The organism is Arthrobacter sp. NPDC058097 (genome assembly GCF_042884885.1).
Lineage (GTDB): Bacteria > Actinomycetota > Actinomycetes > Actinomycetales > Micrococcaceae > Arthrobacter.
The window spans coordinates 22,274-40,431 of the sequence record NZ_JBHVSZ010000011.1; the positions used below are offsets into that span (position 1 = coordinate 22,274).

Consider the following 18,158-nt stretch of genomic DNA (forward strand, 5'->3'; position numbering starts at 1 on the left):
GGCAGCTGTTCACCCCGACGGCACCAGCAGCCGCCAGGACGGGCACGTGCACTCGGGAACGCCGTCAGTGCGCACATGCAAGCGTGTGAGCGGTGCGGGCAGCGGCGTCTGGCGGAAACAGTTGCGCTCGAAATCGACTGGCGTCGGGCAGGAAAATGCCCCCGCGGCCTTTGAGGTGGTACGGGGGCCCTTCCTAGCGGCAGGACCGCTAAGTCCGGGACTCAGTGGGCCTGACATCCAAGCTAAGAACCCTTCCTGAGAATTGCCTCCAAAAGTCCGAAGAGTTCGCCTGCTCCCCGCGATAGCCCCAGCCGATGCTCCGGTTTTTCGTCAAGGTTTCCGCAGGGTTGCGTCGTGATACTGACTGCACCGCGGGCCACCAGCCGGTCCTGCACCGGCCGGCCGGTAATCGGTCCGGGTCAAGTCTGGGGATATGACTAGGGGAGCTTTCCATGAAATCTGAAAGAAATCGTCAACGTGTCGCGGCAGGTCTCGCTGCCGGCGCCCTGGCCGTCGCGGTCGCGCAAACCGCCGCAGGACCGGCCTCGGCCGCCATTAACCCGGTACCGGCCGCCCCGCACTCCATCCTTGTTTTTCCTGTCAGGGACTTCGTCTCCGCGTCCGGGTACGCCAGGACCGACGTAGCTACCGTTCAGGTGCTCAGAGGCGGTGCCGTCATCGGCACAGCCGCCAACGTCATCCCGCAGGACGATCCGGCCACACCAGGCTTTGACGGCCTCGTGGAAGTCAACCATCCCGGAGGTGGATGCTGGGACGGCGTCACCCCGGACATCCGCACGGGCGACGTCGTGAGGGTTCTCACGGCGCCGGGAGTCGGTGACGAAACGTTCACCGCGAATGTCACGGTGACGCAGCAGGCGACCAAGACCGGTCCCGGGACCGTCGTCATGAAGGGAACCGCCGTCGCCCCCGGCGGCGGACAGATCCCCATCGACCAGCTGCAGGCCCGGATCGTCGCGAAGAAGCAATCGTTCGTGCTCAACGGTAAACGGACACTGCGGGCCAGCGCCGCGGCAGGTGACGACGGCACGCTGACCTACGACGGTCCCGGACTCACCACCTGGACGGCAACCTGGACCGGCCTGACCGGCGTAGGTATTGATGGTCTTTCCGACGCGGACAGGGCATCGACACCTGTCAACTCGGAAAGCCGCGGAATGTGGCTCGGACGCAACCCGGCCTTGCTGGCAGAGAACACCATCTTCGAGTTCGGGCAGATTGGCGGACCCACCGCCCCCTGCACCGCCCCGCTGGCGAAAGGCCCGTCGGTTCCGGACATGACCGCCGCGTCGGACACCGGCAGCTCCGCCACGGACAACATCACCCGCAACACCACCCCCACGTTCACAGCAGCCGTCGCATTGCCTGACTCCACGACGGCGACACTGTACGTGGACGGGGCCGCTAACGGCACCGCAGCGGTCGCCGCGAACGGCGGCTTCTCGCTGACCCCGGCCACGCCTCTGGCCAACGGCCGCCACACCATTACCGCCAGTGAGACCACCGCCGGCGGAACCGAAACCATGTCCGCCGGTTCCCTGGCCGTGACGGTCGACACCGTGTCGCCCGTCGTGACAGCCAAGGCACCCGCCCTTAACTCGATGGCAGTCAGCCAAACAGGCAATGTCACAGCCACCTTCAACGAAGCGATTTCCGGTCTGAGTGCCGCACGCTTCACACTGAAGAACGCTGCGGGCGCGGCCGTGGCCGCACCCGTGAGCTGGACGGCCGCAACCCGCGTGGCCACACTCAACCCGGCAGCGGCACTGGCTGCGGATAAACGGTACACGGCAAGCCTCACCGCCGGCATCACCGACGTTGCCGGTAACCCGCTGGCCCCATCCGCCTGGGCCTTTACCACCGGCCCCAGGCCGGTCATGGCCACCAGGACGCCCGCGCCAAACGCGACCCGTGTCAGCCGGACCGCCAATGTCACCGTCACCTTCAATGAGGCGGTCAGCGGTGTCGCCAACGGAACCTTTGCGCTCAGGAATGCCGCCACAGGGGTCCTGGTCAGCTACACCGTCAGCTACAACGCCGCCACCCGTACTGCAACCCTGAACCCGAACGTGACCCTGCCGGCCAACACAAGGTACACGGCCTCGATGTCCTCCGGCATCAAGGACGCCGCCGGAAACACCCTCGCCGGAGGCTCCTGGAGCTTCACCACGGGACCATAGTTCAGCCACGGAGCGACGTATTGCCCGGTGCCGGTCAGAAATGCCGGTACCGGGCTTATGCCGGGAGCGGCGAATTGACGGTCACCTCCGTCTTCGCTTCCGGCGGTTCGCTTCTACCTTGCGTTCGATGTCCCGGAATCCCCGGCGCGGCCGGTTCCCAGGCTCTTGACGGTATGCGGCTTTGGCACGGGTCCGGTGGTTGTCCTTGGTGCCGGCCTCCTGAGAGGAGACTGAGAGGGCGGCAGTGCCTTCCATTGCGTCGGGACGGTTCAGCCTGAATCCTTGGATTATGGATCAACCGGATCCGTCTCCCGCCGCCGGGCTCCCGGCGCGGGAACCAGAGAAGACCCGGCGAGGGCACGGGGTAGCTCTCTGGCGTGGACTGCGCTGGCAGTCCACCGTGGTGGCGGTGGCTGTCGTCGCCGTGGCACTGCTGGCCGGCGGCCTGCTGCTGCTTCTGGCGCTGGATTCGGCACTCGTTGCCGGTACTGACAGCTTCCTGCGGACCAAGGTCCAGGACGTGGCGGCCCTGATCCAGAGCCAGGATGCCGAAGAAGCCAGCCTGGCGGTCGCCGGGACCGCGAAGAAGGACCCCCTGGTCCAGATTCTTGACGGGACGGGGAAGGTTATCGGTGCGTCCGAGCCCAAGCTCCGGAAGGATCCGCTGAGTCCTCTTAGGCCGGCTGCTGGCCGGACTGCGACCGGCAAGCTTTCAGCGCCGGGTCTCCTCGGGGATGGTGACCAGCGCTATGTTGTGGTGTTGGGCGTCGATGATGGAGGAACCCGGTATTGGGTGCTGGCTGGCCGGACAATTCAGTCCCAGTCGGAAACGGTCCGGATCGTCACCTGGTTCCTGCTCGTCGCCATGCCATTGCTGCTGGGGGTAGTGGGCTGGGCCGTGCATTTGCTGGTCGGCCGGTCACTGCGGCAGGTGGACACGATCCGGACCCAGGTCAGCCATATCGACGCGGGACGGCTGAACGAGCGGGTGAACGTCCCGGAGACAGGTGACGAGCTACAAGCCCTGGCAGCGACCATGAATGCAATGCTGGACCGGCTCGAGGCGGCCGACCAAAGGCAACGGCAGTTCGTATCCGATGCCAGCCACGAATTGCGGGGCCCGCTGACGACCATCCGGACCGGGCTGGACATCTCCTTCGCCGACGCCTTGGCAAAGACATGGCGGGAGATGCAACCCATCCTTGCCGACGAGACGCAACGCCTGCAAATCCTCGTGAAGGACCTCCTGACGCTGTCCAAAGCCGATGACCAGAACGCGGCCGTCCGCCTCGAGGAAGTCGACCTCGACGACGTCCTGGCCACTGAATTGCGGAGGGTGAACGCCACCAGCAGTCACCGGATCATTGCTGACCTTGTTCCGGCCAAGATCGGGGGAGATCCTGTCCGGCTCGGCCAGGCCTTCCGGAACGTGCTGGACAACGCCGACCGGCATGCGGCCGCGGGCATCGCCGTGAATCTCTCCGTTAGCGTTCAGGCAGTGGTTGTGACCATTGACGACGACGGGCCACCGGTTCCGGTGGCGGACAGGGAAAGGATCTTCGGGCGTTTCGTCCGGCTGGATGAGAGCCGGTCACGCCAGAAGGGCGGAAGCGGCCTGGGGCTCGCGATCACCCGCGGCATCGTCCAGGCCCACGGCGGGCGGGTGACTGCGGGGGAGACGCCGCAGGGGTGGTGTCGCTTCGAATTCAGGTTCCCGCCCATGACCCGGCCGTGGGTACCTCATGCCGGTTTGCCTGCCACGAGGTCTAGTCAGCGCTGAGCCTGTAGCCCATGCCGCGAACCGTCCTGAGCGTGTTGAGGCCGAACGGCTCGTCGATTTTCTTGCGCAGGTAGCCGATATACACCTCCACCACGTTGTCGCCGCCCCGGAAATCCGGGTCCCAGACGTTGTCGAGGATCCGGGCCTTCGACAAGACCTCGTCCGGGCGGCGCATCAGGTAGTCCAGCAGGCCGAACTCCCGGGCGGTCAGGGTGATGGCCTGTCCGTTGCGCGTCACGTGCCGCGTTGCCGGGTCAAGGTGCAGGGATCCAACGGCCAGGGTCGGGGGCCGTTCCGGAGCTCCTCTGCGGACGAGTGCCCGCAGGCGGGCGACCAGCACCAGGAAGCTGAACGGCTTCGTCAGGTAATCGTCCGCGCCCAGGTCGAAGGCATCGGCCTGGTCATATTCACCGTCCTTAGCGGTCAGCATGATCACCGGCACCCAATTGCGGCGCTCCCGCATCTGCTTCAGAACCGTGTAGCCATGCATGCCGGGAAGCATTAGATCCAGGACGACGACGTCATAGGTGTTCTCCGTAGCGGCCCACAGCCCATCAACACCGTCGTAGGCAATATCGACGACGAATCCTTCGGCCCGCAGGCCTTGCCGGATCGTCTCGGCCAGCAGGACTTCGTCTTCGACCAGCAGGACCCGCACGGTTGCCATCCTCTCACCGGTACTGGGACAAACATCAGTGTGGTGCGGACCGGGAGAAGAGTCCATAAGGTGCCGCAAGCAACTTTTCCGGCGGCGCCATTCAGTGGTGGCGGCGTCTCAGTGTCCTCTCAGGGGGACGGCAGCATCATGGAGGGGATTTGGAACCGCCCAGGATAGGAGAGCCGTGATGTCAACCACCCTCAGTTCTTACGATCTCGCCGAAAGGCCGGCGTTCCGCAGCACCCCTGAACATGCAGAACCGCTTGCGCCGCTGCGCCTCGTCCGTGCCAAAAAGGCGTACACCACCCGCTTCCTGGCTGACCGGCTGAGTCGTTCGCCCCAGGGATTCTTCCTCCACAGCGGAACGGGCGTGGCGCCGGCACCAGGGGATGTGGTGCTGGCAAGGATTGCCGGTGTTGGCCAGCACCCGCGGCTGGAAAGTCCGGCCTCACGGCGTCAGCTTCTGTTTCTTGGGGATGAAATCCTGGTGGCCTACGGTCACCGCTACGCCCCGGACCAGTTCCTGGCCGAGGTGCCGGCCGATTTGGGCCATTGCCACCTTATCGCCGCAGGGGGAGTGGCCGGCCTGGTGACCGCCCGGCATGCACTGATGAGCCAGCCCACACAGCTCGCTCCGGTCGGGCTGCTCGCCGACGTCCACGGCCTCCTCAACCTTAGCCAATTGGCACCGCACCGGGTGGGCGCGACCGGCCCCGGGGCTGTCGATAGCCGGGGCCCGTTGGTGATTGCGGTGCTGGGCACCTCCATGAACTCCGGCAAGTCAACCGCACTGAGCTGCCTGGTCAGGGGCCTGACGGAGGCGGGGCTGGCCGTCGCGGCCGGCAAGGCCACGGGCACGGGTTCCGGAAATGATCCCGGCATGTTTGTCGACGCCGGCGCCGTGAAAGTCCTGGACTTCACGGATTTCGGCTACCCCACCACGTTTCAGCTGGATCGCGGGCGCGTCCGGGGTTTGTTCAGCGATCTGGTGGGTGCGCTGAGTGCCTCCGCGCCGGACGTCGTCGTCGTGGAGATCGCTGACGGCGTGTACCAGGGTGAAACCCGGGCGCTGCTGGCTGACCCGGTATTCCAAACCGGCGTCGACCGCGTCATCTTTGCCGCCGCTGACGCCCTCGGTGCCATAGCCGGCCTCCAGGTTCTCCATGGCGCCAATATTGACGTCGCGGCCGTCACTGGCGTTCTGACGTCGTCCCCCCTGGCAGCCAGGGAAGCCGCTGCCGCCACCGACGTGCCGGTGCTGAATACCGCATCGCTCTGCGAATCCGGGGTGGCGGTGGACTTGCTTCCACGGACCGCCAGGGAACCCGCGGCTGCTTCATCATGAGCCGGACAAGACAAGACAACATGGCCGCGCTGCCAAAACTGCTCGTGGGGCCGCGGCGGCGACTGATGGCGCTGCTGATCGGGACAAGCGCAGGCCTGGCGGCCCTGTCGGGGGCCAGTGCGTACCTGATGGCGCACCTGCTCAGAACAGACAGTCAGGGCCGGATCCTCGCAATAGCCGCCCTGCTGGCTGTGGCCGCCGGCATCGGAATTGGCCGTTTTGCAGAGCGCGTTCTCGCTGAAAAGCTCGGCCAGCACTACGTTCAGGAACTCCGCACCGGTTTAATCGCCGCATACCTGGCGGAGGGGAGGGGGCCGTCCCCCGGCATTACCATAGCCCGGGTCACCAACGACCTGACCAGTGTGCGGAACTGGATCACCATGGGCATCACGCCCCTGATCGTGGGCGTACCCCTCGCGGTTGGAACCATCATCGCGCTGTGGTTGTTGTCCCCGCCGTTGGCGCTGGCCGTGGCCATCCCTGCGTGCCTTCTCACCGCGATTCTGGCGGTGCTCTCAAAGCCTGCATATACGCGCGCCAGGGCGCTGCGCAAGAAGCGTGGGCGGTTGGCCGCCCAGGTTTCCGATATGGTAGCGGCGGCTGCCACCGTCCGCGCCGCAGCAGGGGAGCGGCGCGAGGTTCAGCAAATCGAAAGGCTCGGCGGTGACGTGGCCGCCGCTGCCATAGCCCGGGCCAGAATTGGCGGCTGCATCCGGGGCTCCGCGACATTCTGTGGAGCGGTGACGGGGCTGAGCGTGGCCGCCACAGGATCCTGGCTCTCAATCCACACCGCCACGATCGGAGCAGCCCTGTCAGTGGTTGGCCTGCTCGCCACGCATGTCAACGACTTCGGCCGCGTAGCCGAGTATCGCCAGACATTCAATGCGGCCAAACGCATCATCGGGCCGGCCCTGGTCCCGGTGTTACCGGGACAGTCACGCGAGGCCAAACCGCCGGTTTGCCCAGATGATGGGAATCCGGTTCAGGCAGGTGCCGGGAAGGAGACGGGTGTTCTCGTGCGCGTCTCCGGCCTCAAGTCCCCATCCAATCAGCCGCTGCCCGACCTGAACGCCAGGGCCGGGGACAGGATCGTCCTGCAATCTTCTGAACCAGGCGCAGCAACAGAGGTCTTTGGGATGCTCCTGACCGTGCGGACCAACCCCCAGTTGGATATCTGGGTCGACGGGCACTACTTGCGCTCAGAACCCGGCACCGAGCGCCGCCGGCTAACGGGCTACGCAGGCCAGGGAGGGTTCATCGAACGCGGGACCATCGCCCGGGCTGTGCGGTACCGGCGTCCCGATCTCGCCCCGGAGCTGACCGCCGAGGCACTGGCACGGGTCGGGCTGTCCAGCCGGGTCGCGGGGCTGCCGAGAGCAGAGCACACAGTCCTCAGGCGGGGCGGCGAACCACTGACCATATCGGAGCGGGCCAGACTCCAGATAGCCCGTGCCGTGTTCGGCGATCCCCCGTTGCTCCTTCTGAACCATATCGACTTTGACCTCGGGGCGGAGGGGCGCCCCGTTCTCGCCCAAATCCTCCGCCACTATCCGGGCGTGGCGATCATGGCAACGGAGCATCCGGAGCTCCTCGTTCCGGAGTACGCCGTGTGGGACCTTCGCTAGCCAGGCGACGCAGCCATTTCAGTTCTTCCATCGGTGCCAGCGCGCCACGACAGTTTTCAGGAGACGGACATGCCTGAGACCCGCCGCGATTTTCTGAGGAAAGTCGGCATCGCAGGAGGTGCCGGAGTCATGTACGGCACCATGGCGGCACTGGGCTTGGCCCCGGCTGCGGCACAGACGCCCACCTACACCGCCCCGCACCAAGGTGATCTCCGCGGTGGCCCGAAAACCATCATCGTGCTCGGCGCCGGAATTGCCGGGCTGACGGCCGCCTATGAACTGGGCAAGGCCGGTTACAAAGTAACCGTCCTGGAGGCCCGGAACAGGCCCGGCGGCCGGAACTGGACCGTCCGGGGCGGGACAGTGGAGACGGACCTCAAGGGGATCACCCAGACGGCGGACTTCTCCCGCGGCGAGTACATGAACGCCGGGCCGGCCCGAATCCCGCAGCACCACATCACGCTCGACTATTGCCGGGAGCTCGGCGTCCCCATCGAGGCGTTCGCTAACCAGAACGCTAATGCCTACCTGTACCGGGAGGGCGACACAGCGCTGTCCAACAGGGCCGTCCGGCACCGCGCCGCCAAGGCCGACGTCTACGGGTACGTATCGGAACTCCTGGCCAAGGCCACGGACCAGGGAGCCCTGGACGCCCACCTGACACCTGAGGACAAGGAGTCACTGATCGAGTTCCTGACCGACTTCGGCGATATCGGGCCCAAAGTGCCCGGTGACCCCGGTGCGAGTTTCAGGTACACCGGAAGCCCCCGCCGCGGCTACAAGACACCGCCGGGTGCCGGTCTGCAGGAGGGGACCGAGTTGCCGCCCTACGCGTTGAGCGATGTCTTGGCCAGCGGTGTGGGCAACTACTTCTCCTTCGAGTTCGGCTGGGACCAGGCCATGATGATGTTCCAGCCGGTGGGCGGCATGGACCGCATCCCCTATGCCTTCGAAAAGGCGATAGGCCCGGAGAAAATCACCTATGGGGCCAAGGTGCTGGGGCTGCGCAACACGTCATCCGGCATCGAGGTGGACCACATGACCTGGGAAGGGCAAATCAGGCGCCTCCAGGCGGACTTCGGCATCTGCACGCTGCCGCCGCACATTGCCGCCACAGTTCCGGGCAATCTGCCCGCCCGAACGATTGAGGCGCTGAAATACGCTGAGCCGACCGACGCCGGCAAAATGGGTATCGAATACAGCCGGCGCTGGTGGGAACTGGACCACCGGATCTACGGCGGCATCACCAACACCGACACCGACCTGCGAAACATCTGGTATCCGTGCAGTGGCTTCAACGGGGGACACGGCACGCTGATCGGGTACTACAACGTCGGAAGCCAGGCCCGGAGGTTCGGTGCCATGCACCCCGATCAGCGGCTGGCCCGGGCGCTGGAACTGGGGGCGCAGGTTCACGGGCCTGTCTATGCGAGGGACGTCAGTGCCGCCTTCTCCGTGGACTGGGCCAGTGTGGAGCACTCCGAGGGAGCCTGGACCGCATGGCCGTCGCAGACAGATCCCAGATATAAGGAACTGTTGGAGCCGGCCGGCAACATCTACTTTGCGGGCAGCCACCTAAGTCACGCGATCTCCTGGCAGCACGGTGCCATGGTGTCCGCCCGGGCGGTCGTCACGTCCCTTCACAGCAGGGTCACCCGCACCTGACTCCAGATGGAAACCCGCGTCCTGCCGCTTCCTCCAGCAACATTTTGCGCCCGTTGCCACTGGTGTTTTGGTCGAAGCGTCAACGGGCTGTGCTGTCTCCTTCTGCGGTTGAGGCCACGTGGGCAGCTCCAGTACGGACAACGTCACCCGCAACACCCAAATATCCGTCCACAGCGCACAGGGCCCGTCGGTTCACCGGGTCCGCCGCTGGTCACATCCCCGTGATGGAACGAAGCCAGCGGCGGCGCCAGTCGGTAAAGGGTCAGTGTCCGGGACCACCCGTTTCAGTGGCGGTTACTTTGAACGCGGCATCCAGCTTCACGGTGGCAGAGGTGCCGTCGGCCTTGACGATGTGCGCCTCGTAAGTGGCACCCTCAGCATCGTTTTCCACGCGCTCGATGGTGGCCCCCGGGTTGGCGGCCAGCGCAGCTGCCGTGACTTTGGCGGCTGTGTCACCGGTCAACAGAACCTCAGTTGAGCCATTGGCGCCCACATGGCCGCCCTTCGACTCATCACGCGGCGTCTGTGACGTGTTGGTGCCCGGTGTCGACGACGATGCCGTCGAGGACGTGGTCGGGGTGGACGCGTTGGCCGGCAGGGCCGTGACGGCCAGGGCGCCGCCGCCGATCAGCGCGCCGATGAGCGTGGCGCCTGCAGCAATTTTCTTGACCTGGTTCATGACTGTGCTCCTTGGGGTTGCGCTTCGACTGTTTCGAAGGCCATGACCCAATACTTGAGGGCCGTCCTGTCGTGCGTCTTTCCCGCCGCTGTGTACCCACTGTGAAGCCCGGATACCGGCTGTGAAGCCCGGATAAGGTCGCGTGGCACGCATCGCGACACGCGGCAGCCGGTCTGGAGCGGTAGCCGAGGCAACGGGCGGCGGTCTCTGCCGGACGTTCACCAAACGCTCAGCGGCGGCAGGTATTCTCCCGGGCATGATCACTACCTTTCAGGCCGCCGTCCTGGGACTCCTTCAGGGCATCACGGAGCTGTTTCCCATATCCAGCCTGGGTCACAGCGTCATCCTTCCGCGGCTCTTTGGCTGGAACCTGGACCAGAACGCCCCATCGTTCCTGACGTTTCTGATCGCTACCCACCTGGCCACCGCGATCGTGCTGTTCGTCTTCTTCCTTCGGGACTGGATCGAGATCTTCAAGGGTCTCGGGCGTTCGGTGCGGAACCGGAAAATCGAGCCCTCCGACACCTATGCCAAACTCGGCTGGCTGCTCATCGCCGGCACCATCCCCGCCGGGATCCTGGGCCTGGTGCTGGAAAAGCCCATTCGGACCCTGTTCGCCTCACCCCTGGTCGCCGCCGGCTTCCTCGTGGTCAACGGCCTGATCCTCTTCGCTGCGGAGCGGCTACGCCAGCGGAAGACCTCTCCCATCCCTGCCGCAGCCGCCGCGCACTCTCCGGGGACGCCCGCTGCAGAAACAAGTGGGGCTGAAGACCCCGGCACCTGAGGCTGCCCACTCAGACACGGCCATTTCCAGGCTCACCTGGAAACAGGCCCTCGGCGTGGGGGCCGCGCAGGCCGCAGCCCTGATCCCGGGCATCTCCCGTTCAGGGTCCTCCATGGTCGGCGGGCTGCTCTCGGGCCTGAACAATGAAAACGCTGCCCGCTTCAGCTTCCTGCTCGCGACCCCGATCATCGGCGCGGCGGCCGTCCTGAAACTGCCCGAACTGTTCAGCGCTGAATTGGCTGACGAGCGTGTCGCGTTCCTCGTCGGCGCCCTCTGCTCGGGCCTCGCGGCGTGGTTCTCGACCCGGTTCCTGCTCAGGTTCTTCCACACACGCACGCTGAAGCCGTTCGCACTGTACTGCCTGGCCGGAGGCGCGGTCTACTTCGTGTTGCTGCTCACCACCGGTTAGGGAACGGTTCCGCCCTGGCCCCGGGGTCACGGGTTTTCCGGGTTTGCTTCAAGTCCGTGTCAAGCATGGCATTCCCCCAGGAAACACCGTGCCCGGCAGCCACGGGAGCGCCGGCGTTCGCGGCGGTGCACGCTCCGGCCGGGTTCGGGTTCCTAATCAGCAGCCTTCGCTCGCCTGTTTTTGAGCAGCTCGATGCCGATCGGCAGCACGGAGACCAGCACGATCAGGATAAAAAGCAGGTCAATGTTCGCGCCGATCCACTCGTATCTGCCCAGCCAGAACCCGAGCAGCGGCACGCCGGCACCCCAGAGCAAGGCGCCGATCGCGTTGAACGCGATGAACGTCCGGTACCGCATGCCGCCTACCCCGGCGGTGACGGGAAGGAACGTCCGCACGATCGGCACGAAGCGCGTCAGGATCACTGAACGGCGCCCGTATTTTTCAAAGAACACGTGGGCCTTGTCGGCGTATTCGTGGCGGAACAGGCGGGAGTCCGGTTTGTTGAAGACAGCCGGGCCGGCCTTGCGTCCTATCAGGTATCCGGTCTGGTCGCCTGCGAACGCCGCAACGAACGCGGCGGCGCCCAGAAGCAGGATGTTCACATGCACGGTGCCGGTGGCTACGAGCAGGCCCGCGGTGAACAGCAGTGAGTCCCCGGGCAGGAAAAACCCGACCAGGATGCCCGTTTCGATGAACAGGAACGCGCACACCACCACAACGACCCAGGGCGCGACGGCGGGATCCCGGAGGAACTCGTTAGGGTCCATCCATGGGGGCAGGATTCCGGTGGCCGGGCGGACGGTCAGGGTTGCGGTGATCTCCATGGCACGCATGAAATCACCCTATGCCCGTTGCGCGGCCGCGAGAACGAATTGTTTCCGTCCATCTCAGGTTCACAGGAAACCGGCAGATAAGCCCCTGCCGGCCCGGGCCGGAGGTGGCATATTCTTAGTCGCAGCCTGGGCACGAGGTCGAGCCGAGAGAAAGCCGGGACAGATGCGCAAAAGCACACGCGAGCACCGGAAACACACCATTGCCCGCGCCAGGGCAATAACAATGACGGCAGCCCTGTCTCTGGCATTGTCGGCCTGCATCCCGGCACAGTCGGACACCAGTGCCCCGCCGGAAACCGGTTCACCCAGAGCGACGTCAGCTCCTTCAGAAACGGCGTCCCCGTCGGCCGCTCCGCCGTCGGCTACCCGGTCCCCGGCCGCTGGTCCCACGGGCACCGCCTCCCGGGACGCCCCGCAGAGCGGTCAACAGGCAGGCGGGAAACCGGGCCATGTCTTCGTCGTTAACCTGGAGAACAAGGGCTACTACGAGACCTGGGGCAAGGACTCGCTTGCGCCCTACCTGTCCGGAACCCTCCGCTCCCAGGGCGTGCTGCTGAGCGAGTACTACGGCATCGCCCACAACTCGAACCCCAATTACCTCGCGCAGATCTCGGGCCAGCCATCCAACGTCATGACCCGCGACGACTGCCCCACGTACACTCTGTTCAAGGTGACCGGCACAGCTACCGCGGGCCAGGTGCAGGGCACCGGCTGCGTCTACCCGGCATCGGTGCCTACCGTGGCAGGGCAGCTGAGTTCGGCCGGTAAAACCTGGAAGGGCTACATGGAGGACATGGCCACTCCCTGCCAGCACCCTGCACTCGGTGCCGGGGACGACCACCAGGACGCGACGCCGACCGACCAGTACGCGACCCGGCACAACCCATTCGTGTACTTCGAGTCGATCACTGCGTCCCCGGACTGTGCCAGGAATGTGGTCAACTTCGACAGGCTTGCCGACGACCTGAAATCCGCCGCGACCACCCCTAACCTTGCTTATATCACCCCGAATTTGTGCAACGACGGCCATGACAGCCCCTGCGCGGACGGACGTCCCGGCGGCCTGGAAACCGCCGACGCCTGGCTTCGCCAGCACGTCCCGGCCATCCTGGAATCCCCGGCCTTCAAACAGGACGGGGTACTGGTGATCACCTTCGATGAATCCGAAGGCCACACCACCGGCCCCTCCGGAGTGGCCGGTGGAACCGACGGCGGCAAAGTAGGCGCCCTGGTCCTCTCTGCGTTCACCAAAGGCGGGACTTCGTCGACCGTCCTGTACAACCACTACAGCCTTTTGGCCAGCATTGAGGACATGTTCTCCCTGCCCCGCCTCGGGTACGCTGCCGCCCCCGGGATCAACACCTTCGAAACCGACGTGTTTAACGCCCGGCCCCAAACGCAGCGCTAGCTGTCCGCCGAGGGCGGGCAAGCCCAAGGCAACATCGGGTGGACGCACCGCGCCGGTCCTGCACCAATATCGATGATTCACGACCGGTAACCCTGGGCCGCGCCTGAACGAATCACTCTTTGAAACGGCCAGGACCCATCGAGGAGCAGCGGGATGGGCCGTCTTACCCGGTCCAGCGGGCAGGACCACGGCCGCAATTCCCCTCGAACGCGGGCTGGAACCGCTCTCCTCGAGGCAACCGCTTCCGCCGCGGCTGTATCCGATGATGGAGTCATGAGAAGAACTGTGGGCTGGCTTACAGCGGCCCTTGTGATGACGCTGGTGTTCGGAACCGTCTACGTGGCGCTTCAACAGCTTGGACGGAGCGCCGCCAATGAGGCGTCCGAGGCCGCTCTCGCCACCCAGGTGCAGCTGCCGCAGCCAACGCCTGCCCCCGGGCCCCGGCTGGAACTGACGCCGGACAGTGGTGTGTTCGTCATCGTCTACGGGGCCGATGACCGACCAGAGCCGGGCACGGTCACACTCGACGGCTCGCTTCCCGTTGTACCGGGCGGAGTGCTGGACGCTGCCCGGACATCCGGCTTCAATGCGGTGACCTGGCAGCCGGCACCCGAACTGCGGATGGCGATTGTCGCACGCCCCTCGGCCGGAAAAGTTGTCGTGGCAGGGCAGTCTCTGACCCCCTACGAGGACAGAGACACCAGAACGATGATCATCCTGGCCCTCGGATGGATATGCAGCATCTTTGTCGTTGCGGCCGGCTACGGAACCAGTGAGTTCCTCCGCCGGAAGCCGCGGCCTGCCGCGTGAGACGGGCATGCTGCGTCCGTATCGAAGAAATTATTACTAATAACGAGGCATTTTCGCCGTCGAAGCAGCGCAGCCGCGAGACGCCCTGCCCGTTTTCCTTTTCAAGGTTCCGGCGGCATGGGTATCGTTTGACAATGCTCCGGGTGCTGGCACAGCTCAAGCGGAAGATCTACGGTGAGTACCGCACGCTGATTGTTCTCGGCTGCCTGGCGGCTCTGGCAGTCCCCGTCGCAGGGTGCGACCCGACGGCGCCGCGGCAGGTGGTGGTCTCCCCGGAGCCAAGGCCGGCCGGGATCTCCACCGACAGTACGACAGCTCCGGCTGTCCCGGTCCCGGCAGGATCCGCCGCTGCCGATCCTGCCGGATCCCGAGTCCCGGGGCCCGGGACGCCGCAGGATGCCGGCACGGCGTACACCACCCCTCCGGGCAGTCCAGGAACGCCGGCGCCTAATCCTACGCCTGCGCCGCACCCGGCCGGAGCCTCCAGTTCACCCCCGGACGACACGTCCGTTTCCGGGCAGCGCCTGCCGGTCGGTGATTTGCCGGGGTGGCGGCAGGTATTCGCAGGCGATTTCATCCACGGCGATGTCCCCATCGGCGAATTCCCCGGGGCAGCTTACCGCGCGACATGGAGCGCGGGTTACGCCGACGGGACACCTGCACGGCAGGGCAGGTCAGCGGCGGCAAATCCGGTTACTACCCCACAAAGGTCCTCAGCGTCAGGAACGGCGTCCTGGACTGGTATCTGCACTCCGAACACGGAATCTCGATGGGCGCTGCCCCCGCTCCCATCATCGCGAACACCAGCACCGGGCCTCACCGGCCCAACAGCCAACTATACGGACGGTACTCCGTACGCTTCAGGGCAGACTCGCTTCCGGGCTTCAAGACCGCCTGGCTGATGTGGCCAGACAGCGGCGTCTGGCCCAGGGACGGTGAACTGGACTACCCGGAAGGGGACCTTGCGGGCCCATTTTTCGGTGCGGTCCACCGGAGCGGATCATCGAAGAACATCTATGAAGTGGTTCCCTCACGAACCCTTTTCACGTCCTGGCACACGGCCACCACTGAATGGACACCCGGACGGGTCACCTTCCTCCTCGACGGGAAGAGACTGGGCACGATCACGACAGGCAGACCCGTCAAGCCCATGCATTACATCCTGCAAACCGAGTCCTGCCTGACCGGGTGCCCCCGGCCCGGGACTGCCGGCCACGTGCAGGTGGCCTGGGTCGCGGCCTGGGCAAGGCGCTAAAGAGACGCCGGGTCGAACCCCCATGGGGAACCAGCCAGTAGAACAGGAAGGCGGTAACGAATTGAACCCCGCGAATGTGGCAGCGCCTCGCGTCCACGGACGCCTCCATCCAGAGCGCATCGCCGCAGGCTACATGGAAGACATGCAAAACCCCCTGCCCCCACCGAACCCGGTGACCAGTACGCGACCGGCACAACCCCATCGAGTCCTTCGCAGCAATCAAGCCCTCAAGGATCTTTCGTCTGCGCCCCCTTGCAGGCGTGGGAGCGGCCGGTCAGGTGCCGTCGCCCCGTGAAGCGGGCGCGGGGCGTTCCTTGGATGCCGGGCGTTTCCGGGGTGCCGGGATGGTGAGTCGGACGATGAGGCCGGTGGGGGCTGCGTTCTCGAGTGTGACGGTGCCGTTGACGGAGGCTGCGGCGGCGGCGACGATTGCCAGGCCCAGACCCGAGCCGTTGGCGCTCCCGCGCACTTTGTCCTCTTGCGAGAACCTGTCGAATGCCTGGGGAAGGAACTCCGGATCGATGCCGGGCCCGTTGTCGGTGACAAGGGTGATGAGGTCGGGCGGATCGAGCGTGATGGTGGCGGTGATCTGTCCTTTCCCGTCGAGGGCGTGGAGGGCGTTGGACAGCAGGTTGTCGAGAACCTGGCCGTAGAGGAGTGCAGGCATCGCGATCAGAGCGGCGTGGTCGGCGTGGTCGGGCGTGATCAGGTCAATCCGAACGTCGTCGTTCGTTGCGCGGAGCCGCACCCGGTCAATTGCCTCACCGGCCTCCTCGACGAGCGCGCCGATGGTGGTTGGCGTCGGCAGGGGCCCGGCATCCAGACGGGACAGTTCGAGCAGGTTCTCGACGAGTTTGGTGAGGCGGGTGGTTGCCCGTTGGGCTGCGGCGATGTCGGAGTCGATGCTGCTGCGGTTCCCGGTGCGGAGCAGTTCCAGTTGTGCCTGCAGGACCGCCAGTGGTGTGCGGAGTTCGTGGCTGGCGTCAGAGACCAGCTGCCGTTCCCGGGCAGCGGAGGCCCGGAGGTCCTCGATGAGCCGGTTGAGGGTCCTGGCGAGGTCGGTGATTTCATCTTTCGCCGGTCCCAAGGGCAGCAGTTCGTCGGTGCCGGAGGCGATAATCACTTCCGCGCTTCGGCGCAGCCGGGTGACCGGGTGGAGTGCGGCCCCGATCAAACGCCACGAGACAACGCCGAACAGCAGGGTGAGGGCGCCCAGGCCGAGGATGAGGCCGGTGGTGAGGTCGCTGAGGACGAGCGCGGATTCATCCTGGTTGCGGGCGGAGATGATGGTCCAGTCTCCGGTGCGGGTCTGGACGGTCTCGACAGCGACCAGGTAGGTGGATCCGCCTGCGGCCAGCTGCTGCGGGCCGGTGGCGGCGAGATCGAGGCGGGCCATGTTGGCGGTAACGGGGGTCGGCAGCGTCGACGTCTCGGTTTTGCCGGCGGGATTGATGACCGCGACGAGCTGGCCTTCGCCGGGTTTGTCGCCGCGGTCGTTCGGTTCCTGCTGGATGGCCGTCTCAAACGGGGTCGCGTCGTGCTGGAGCACTTCGAACGCAGCGTTCTGCATGATCTGATCGACCTGCTCCCGCACGACGAAGAAGACGGCACCGAAGAATACGGCGGCCAGCAACAGCGTGCCCATCGTGATCCGGGCCCGGATGGAGAGCCTGTGGAGGGCATTCATCGCTCGCGCGTCAGCTCGAAGCCGACCCCTCGCAGGGTGCGCAGGCTCATCCCGGTCGGGACGCGTTCGAGTTTGCGGCGGAGGTAGCTGATGTACTGGTCGACGATGTTCGGATTGGTGTGCTGAACCGTCCCCCAGATCTCCAGCAGGATCGCCTCGCGCTGCACCGTCTCGTCAACGTTTTGGGCCAGGAAGCGCAGCAGGGCGAATTCCTTCGGGCTTAGCGGAACCACCTTTCCGCCCGCCCGCACGACATGATCGTGACTGTCGATCGTCAGCCCTCCAACTTCCAGCCGCGGGCGGATGGCCAGGCTCTCCCGACGCCGGAGCGCCCGAAGCCGGGCGGAGAGTTCGCTGAACGCGAAAGGTTTCGTGAGATAGTCATCGGCCCCGGCGTCCAGGCCCCTCACCCGGTCGCTGACATCGTCCCGGGCCGTGAGCATCAGGATGATCAGGGAACGGGAGGCATCCCGTAGCCGCCGGCAGAGTTCGAAACCGGACATTCCGGGCAGCATCACGTCGAGCACCGCGATGCCGTAGTTCTCCTCCTGCGCCGTGATCAGGGCCGTCGGGCCGTCTTCGATCCAATCCGCTTCATAGCCCTCCTCGCCCAGGCCACGGACCAGCAGAGGTCCGAGTTCGGTATCGTTTTCGACGACCAGAACGCGGACGGGACGGTCAGGGAGCGCAGCCATGGCGCCAATTCTCGTCCTGGCGGCACTACCTGAACAAATCAATGCCGGGCTCCGGCGCTCAGGGTCACCGGGGAAGGGAGCTGTGAAGAGGAATTCCCGGGGTCCAGGAATCGGATGCCCGGTGACCTCCGGAAGTTCGCGGGCCGAGCCAGGGCGGGGTGCCTGGATGCCGGCCTGGATGCCCGGTTCGGCCTAAACGGCCAGCCTAACCCTGCTGACCCGGACAGACGCCGGACCAGCGCCGGCCCGGGGTCTGTCCTCTTCGGCACCGCGCCCGGTGTTGGGCGTCAAACCGCCGGTCGTGGCCTCCCGCGTTCATGTGAG

At 65.7% G+C, this 18,158-nt stretch carries 15 protein-coding genes; 10 read left to right on the forward strand and 5 right to left on the reverse strand.

Annotation, left to right across the window (positions count from 1 at the left end; all coding sequences use genetic code 11):
* The first annotated feature begins 452 nt into the window (after nt 1-452).
* The gene (locus ACFVTE_RS18270) at nt 453-2,201 is read left to right on the forward strand and encodes an Ig-like domain-containing protein (protein WP_387102766.1); all 1,749 of its coding nucleotides are present in this window, start codon (nt 453-455) and stop codon (nt 2,199-2,201) included.
* 289 nt (nt 2,202-2,490) lie between these two features.
* Nucleotides 2,491-3,981: a sensor histidine kinase gene (locus tag ACFVTE_RS18275; protein ID WP_387102768.1), complete on the forward strand. Its 1,491-nt coding sequence runs from the start codon at nt 2,491-2,493 to the stop codon at nt 3,979-3,981.
* Here the strand turns inward: ACFVTE_RS18275 and ACFVTE_RS18280 are convergent.
* A complete protein-coding gene (locus tag ACFVTE_RS18280) occupies nt 3,968-4,639 on the reverse strand; it encodes a response regulator transcription factor (RefSeq protein WP_387103080.1) in 672 nt (223 codons plus the stop codon). The genes ACFVTE_RS18275 and ACFVTE_RS18280 overlap by 14 nt on opposite strands.
* 187 nt (nt 4,640-4,826) lie before the next feature.
* On the opposite strand from ACFVTE_RS18280, the gene ACFVTE_RS18285 reads away from it, so the two are divergent.
* From ACFVTE_RS18285 to ACFVTE_RS18295, 3 genes are all read left to right on the forward strand, one after another.
* Nucleotides 4,827-5,984 (forward strand): DUF1611 domain-containing protein, encoded by a 1,158-nt coding sequence (locus tag ACFVTE_RS18285; protein ID WP_387102770.1) that lies wholly within the window; start codon nt 4,827-4,829, stop codon nt 5,982-5,984.
* 20 nt (nt 5,985-6,004) lie between these two features.
* Nucleotides 6,005-7,609 carry an ABC transporter transmembrane domain-containing protein gene (locus ACFVTE_RS18290; RefSeq protein WP_387102771.1) on the forward strand — a complete coding sequence of 535 codons (1,605 nt, stop codon included), beginning with the start codon at nt 6,005-6,007 and terminating at the stop codon, nt 7,607-7,609.
* A gap of 69 nt (nt 7,610-7,678) precedes the next feature.
* Nucleotides 7,679-9,274, forward strand: a complete 1,596-nt coding sequence (locus tag ACFVTE_RS18295; RefSeq protein ID WP_387102773.1) for a flavin monoamine oxidase family protein — start codon at nt 7,679-7,681, stop codon at nt 9,272-9,274.
* A 262-nt stretch (nt 9,275-9,536) separates the two neighbouring features.
* Here the strand turns inward: ACFVTE_RS18295 and ACFVTE_RS18300 are convergent, their stop codons facing one another.
* Nucleotides 9,537-9,953, reverse strand: coding sequence for a hypothetical protein (locus tag ACFVTE_RS18300; RefSeq protein WP_387102775.1), 417 nt, complete (start codon nt 9,951-9,953; stop codon nt 9,537-9,539).
* A gap of 256 nt (nt 9,954-10,209) precedes the next feature.
* On the opposite strand from ACFVTE_RS18300, the gene ACFVTE_RS18305 reads away from it, so the two are divergent.
* On the forward strand, nt 10,210-10,737 hold the full coding sequence (locus ACFVTE_RS18305; protein WP_387102777.1) for an undecaprenyl-diphosphate phosphatase: 528 nt from the start codon (nt 10,210-10,212) through the stop codon (nt 10,735-10,737).
* Complete coding sequence (locus ACFVTE_RS18310) at nt 10,712-11,146, forward strand: undecaprenyl-diphosphate phosphatase (RefSeq protein WP_387102779.1); 435 nt, start codon at nt 10,712-10,714, stop codon at nt 11,144-11,146. Before ACFVTE_RS18305 ends, ACFVTE_RS18310 begins: the two co-directional genes overlap by 26 nt.
* A 152-nt stretch (nt 11,147-11,298) precedes the next feature.
* Here ACFVTE_RS18310 and ACFVTE_RS18315 read toward each other — a convergent pair whose 3' ends face one another.
* Complete coding sequence (locus tag ACFVTE_RS18315) at nt 11,299-11,979, reverse strand: VTT domain-containing protein (protein WP_387102781.1); 681 nt, start codon at nt 11,977-11,979, stop codon at nt 11,299-11,301.
* A 163-nt stretch (nt 11,980-12,142) separates the two neighbouring features.
* Between ACFVTE_RS18315 and ACFVTE_RS18320 the strand changes: the two genes are divergently transcribed.
* From ACFVTE_RS18320 to ACFVTE_RS18330, 3 genes are all read left to right on the forward strand, one after another.
* The gene (locus ACFVTE_RS18320) at nt 12,143-13,387 is read left to right on the forward strand and encodes an alkaline phosphatase family protein (protein WP_387102783.1); all 1,245 of its coding nucleotides are present in this window, start codon (nt 12,143-12,145) and stop codon (nt 13,385-13,387) included.
* Between the two features lie 273 nt (nt 13,388-13,660).
* Nucleotides 13,661-14,197, forward strand: coding sequence for a hypothetical protein (locus ACFVTE_RS18325; RefSeq protein ID WP_387102785.1), 537 nt, complete (start codon nt 13,661-13,663; stop codon nt 14,195-14,197).
* 628 nt (nt 14,198-14,825) lie between these two features.
* Entirely contained in the window at nt 14,826-15,452 is a 627-nt protein-coding gene (locus ACFVTE_RS18330) for a glycoside hydrolase family 16 protein (protein ID WP_387102786.1), read from the forward strand.
* A 274-nt stretch (nt 15,453-15,726) separates the two neighbouring features.
* Here the strand turns inward: ACFVTE_RS18330 and ACFVTE_RS18335 are convergent, their stop codons facing one another.
* Together ACFVTE_RS18335 and ACFVTE_RS18340 are read right to left on the reverse strand one after the other, a co-directional pair.
* The gene (locus tag ACFVTE_RS18335; protein WP_387102788.1) at nt 15,727-17,139 is read right to left on the reverse strand and encodes a sensor histidine kinase; all 1,413 of its coding nucleotides are present in this window, start codon (nt 17,137-17,139) and stop codon (nt 15,727-15,729) included.
* Nucleotides 17,136-17,834, reverse strand: coding sequence for a response regulator transcription factor (locus ACFVTE_RS18340; protein WP_387102789.1), 699 nt, complete (start codon nt 17,832-17,834; stop codon nt 17,136-17,138). Before ACFVTE_RS18340 ends, ACFVTE_RS18335 begins: the two co-directional genes overlap by 4 nt.
* Between the last annotated feature and the right edge of the window lie 324 nt (nt 17,835-18,158).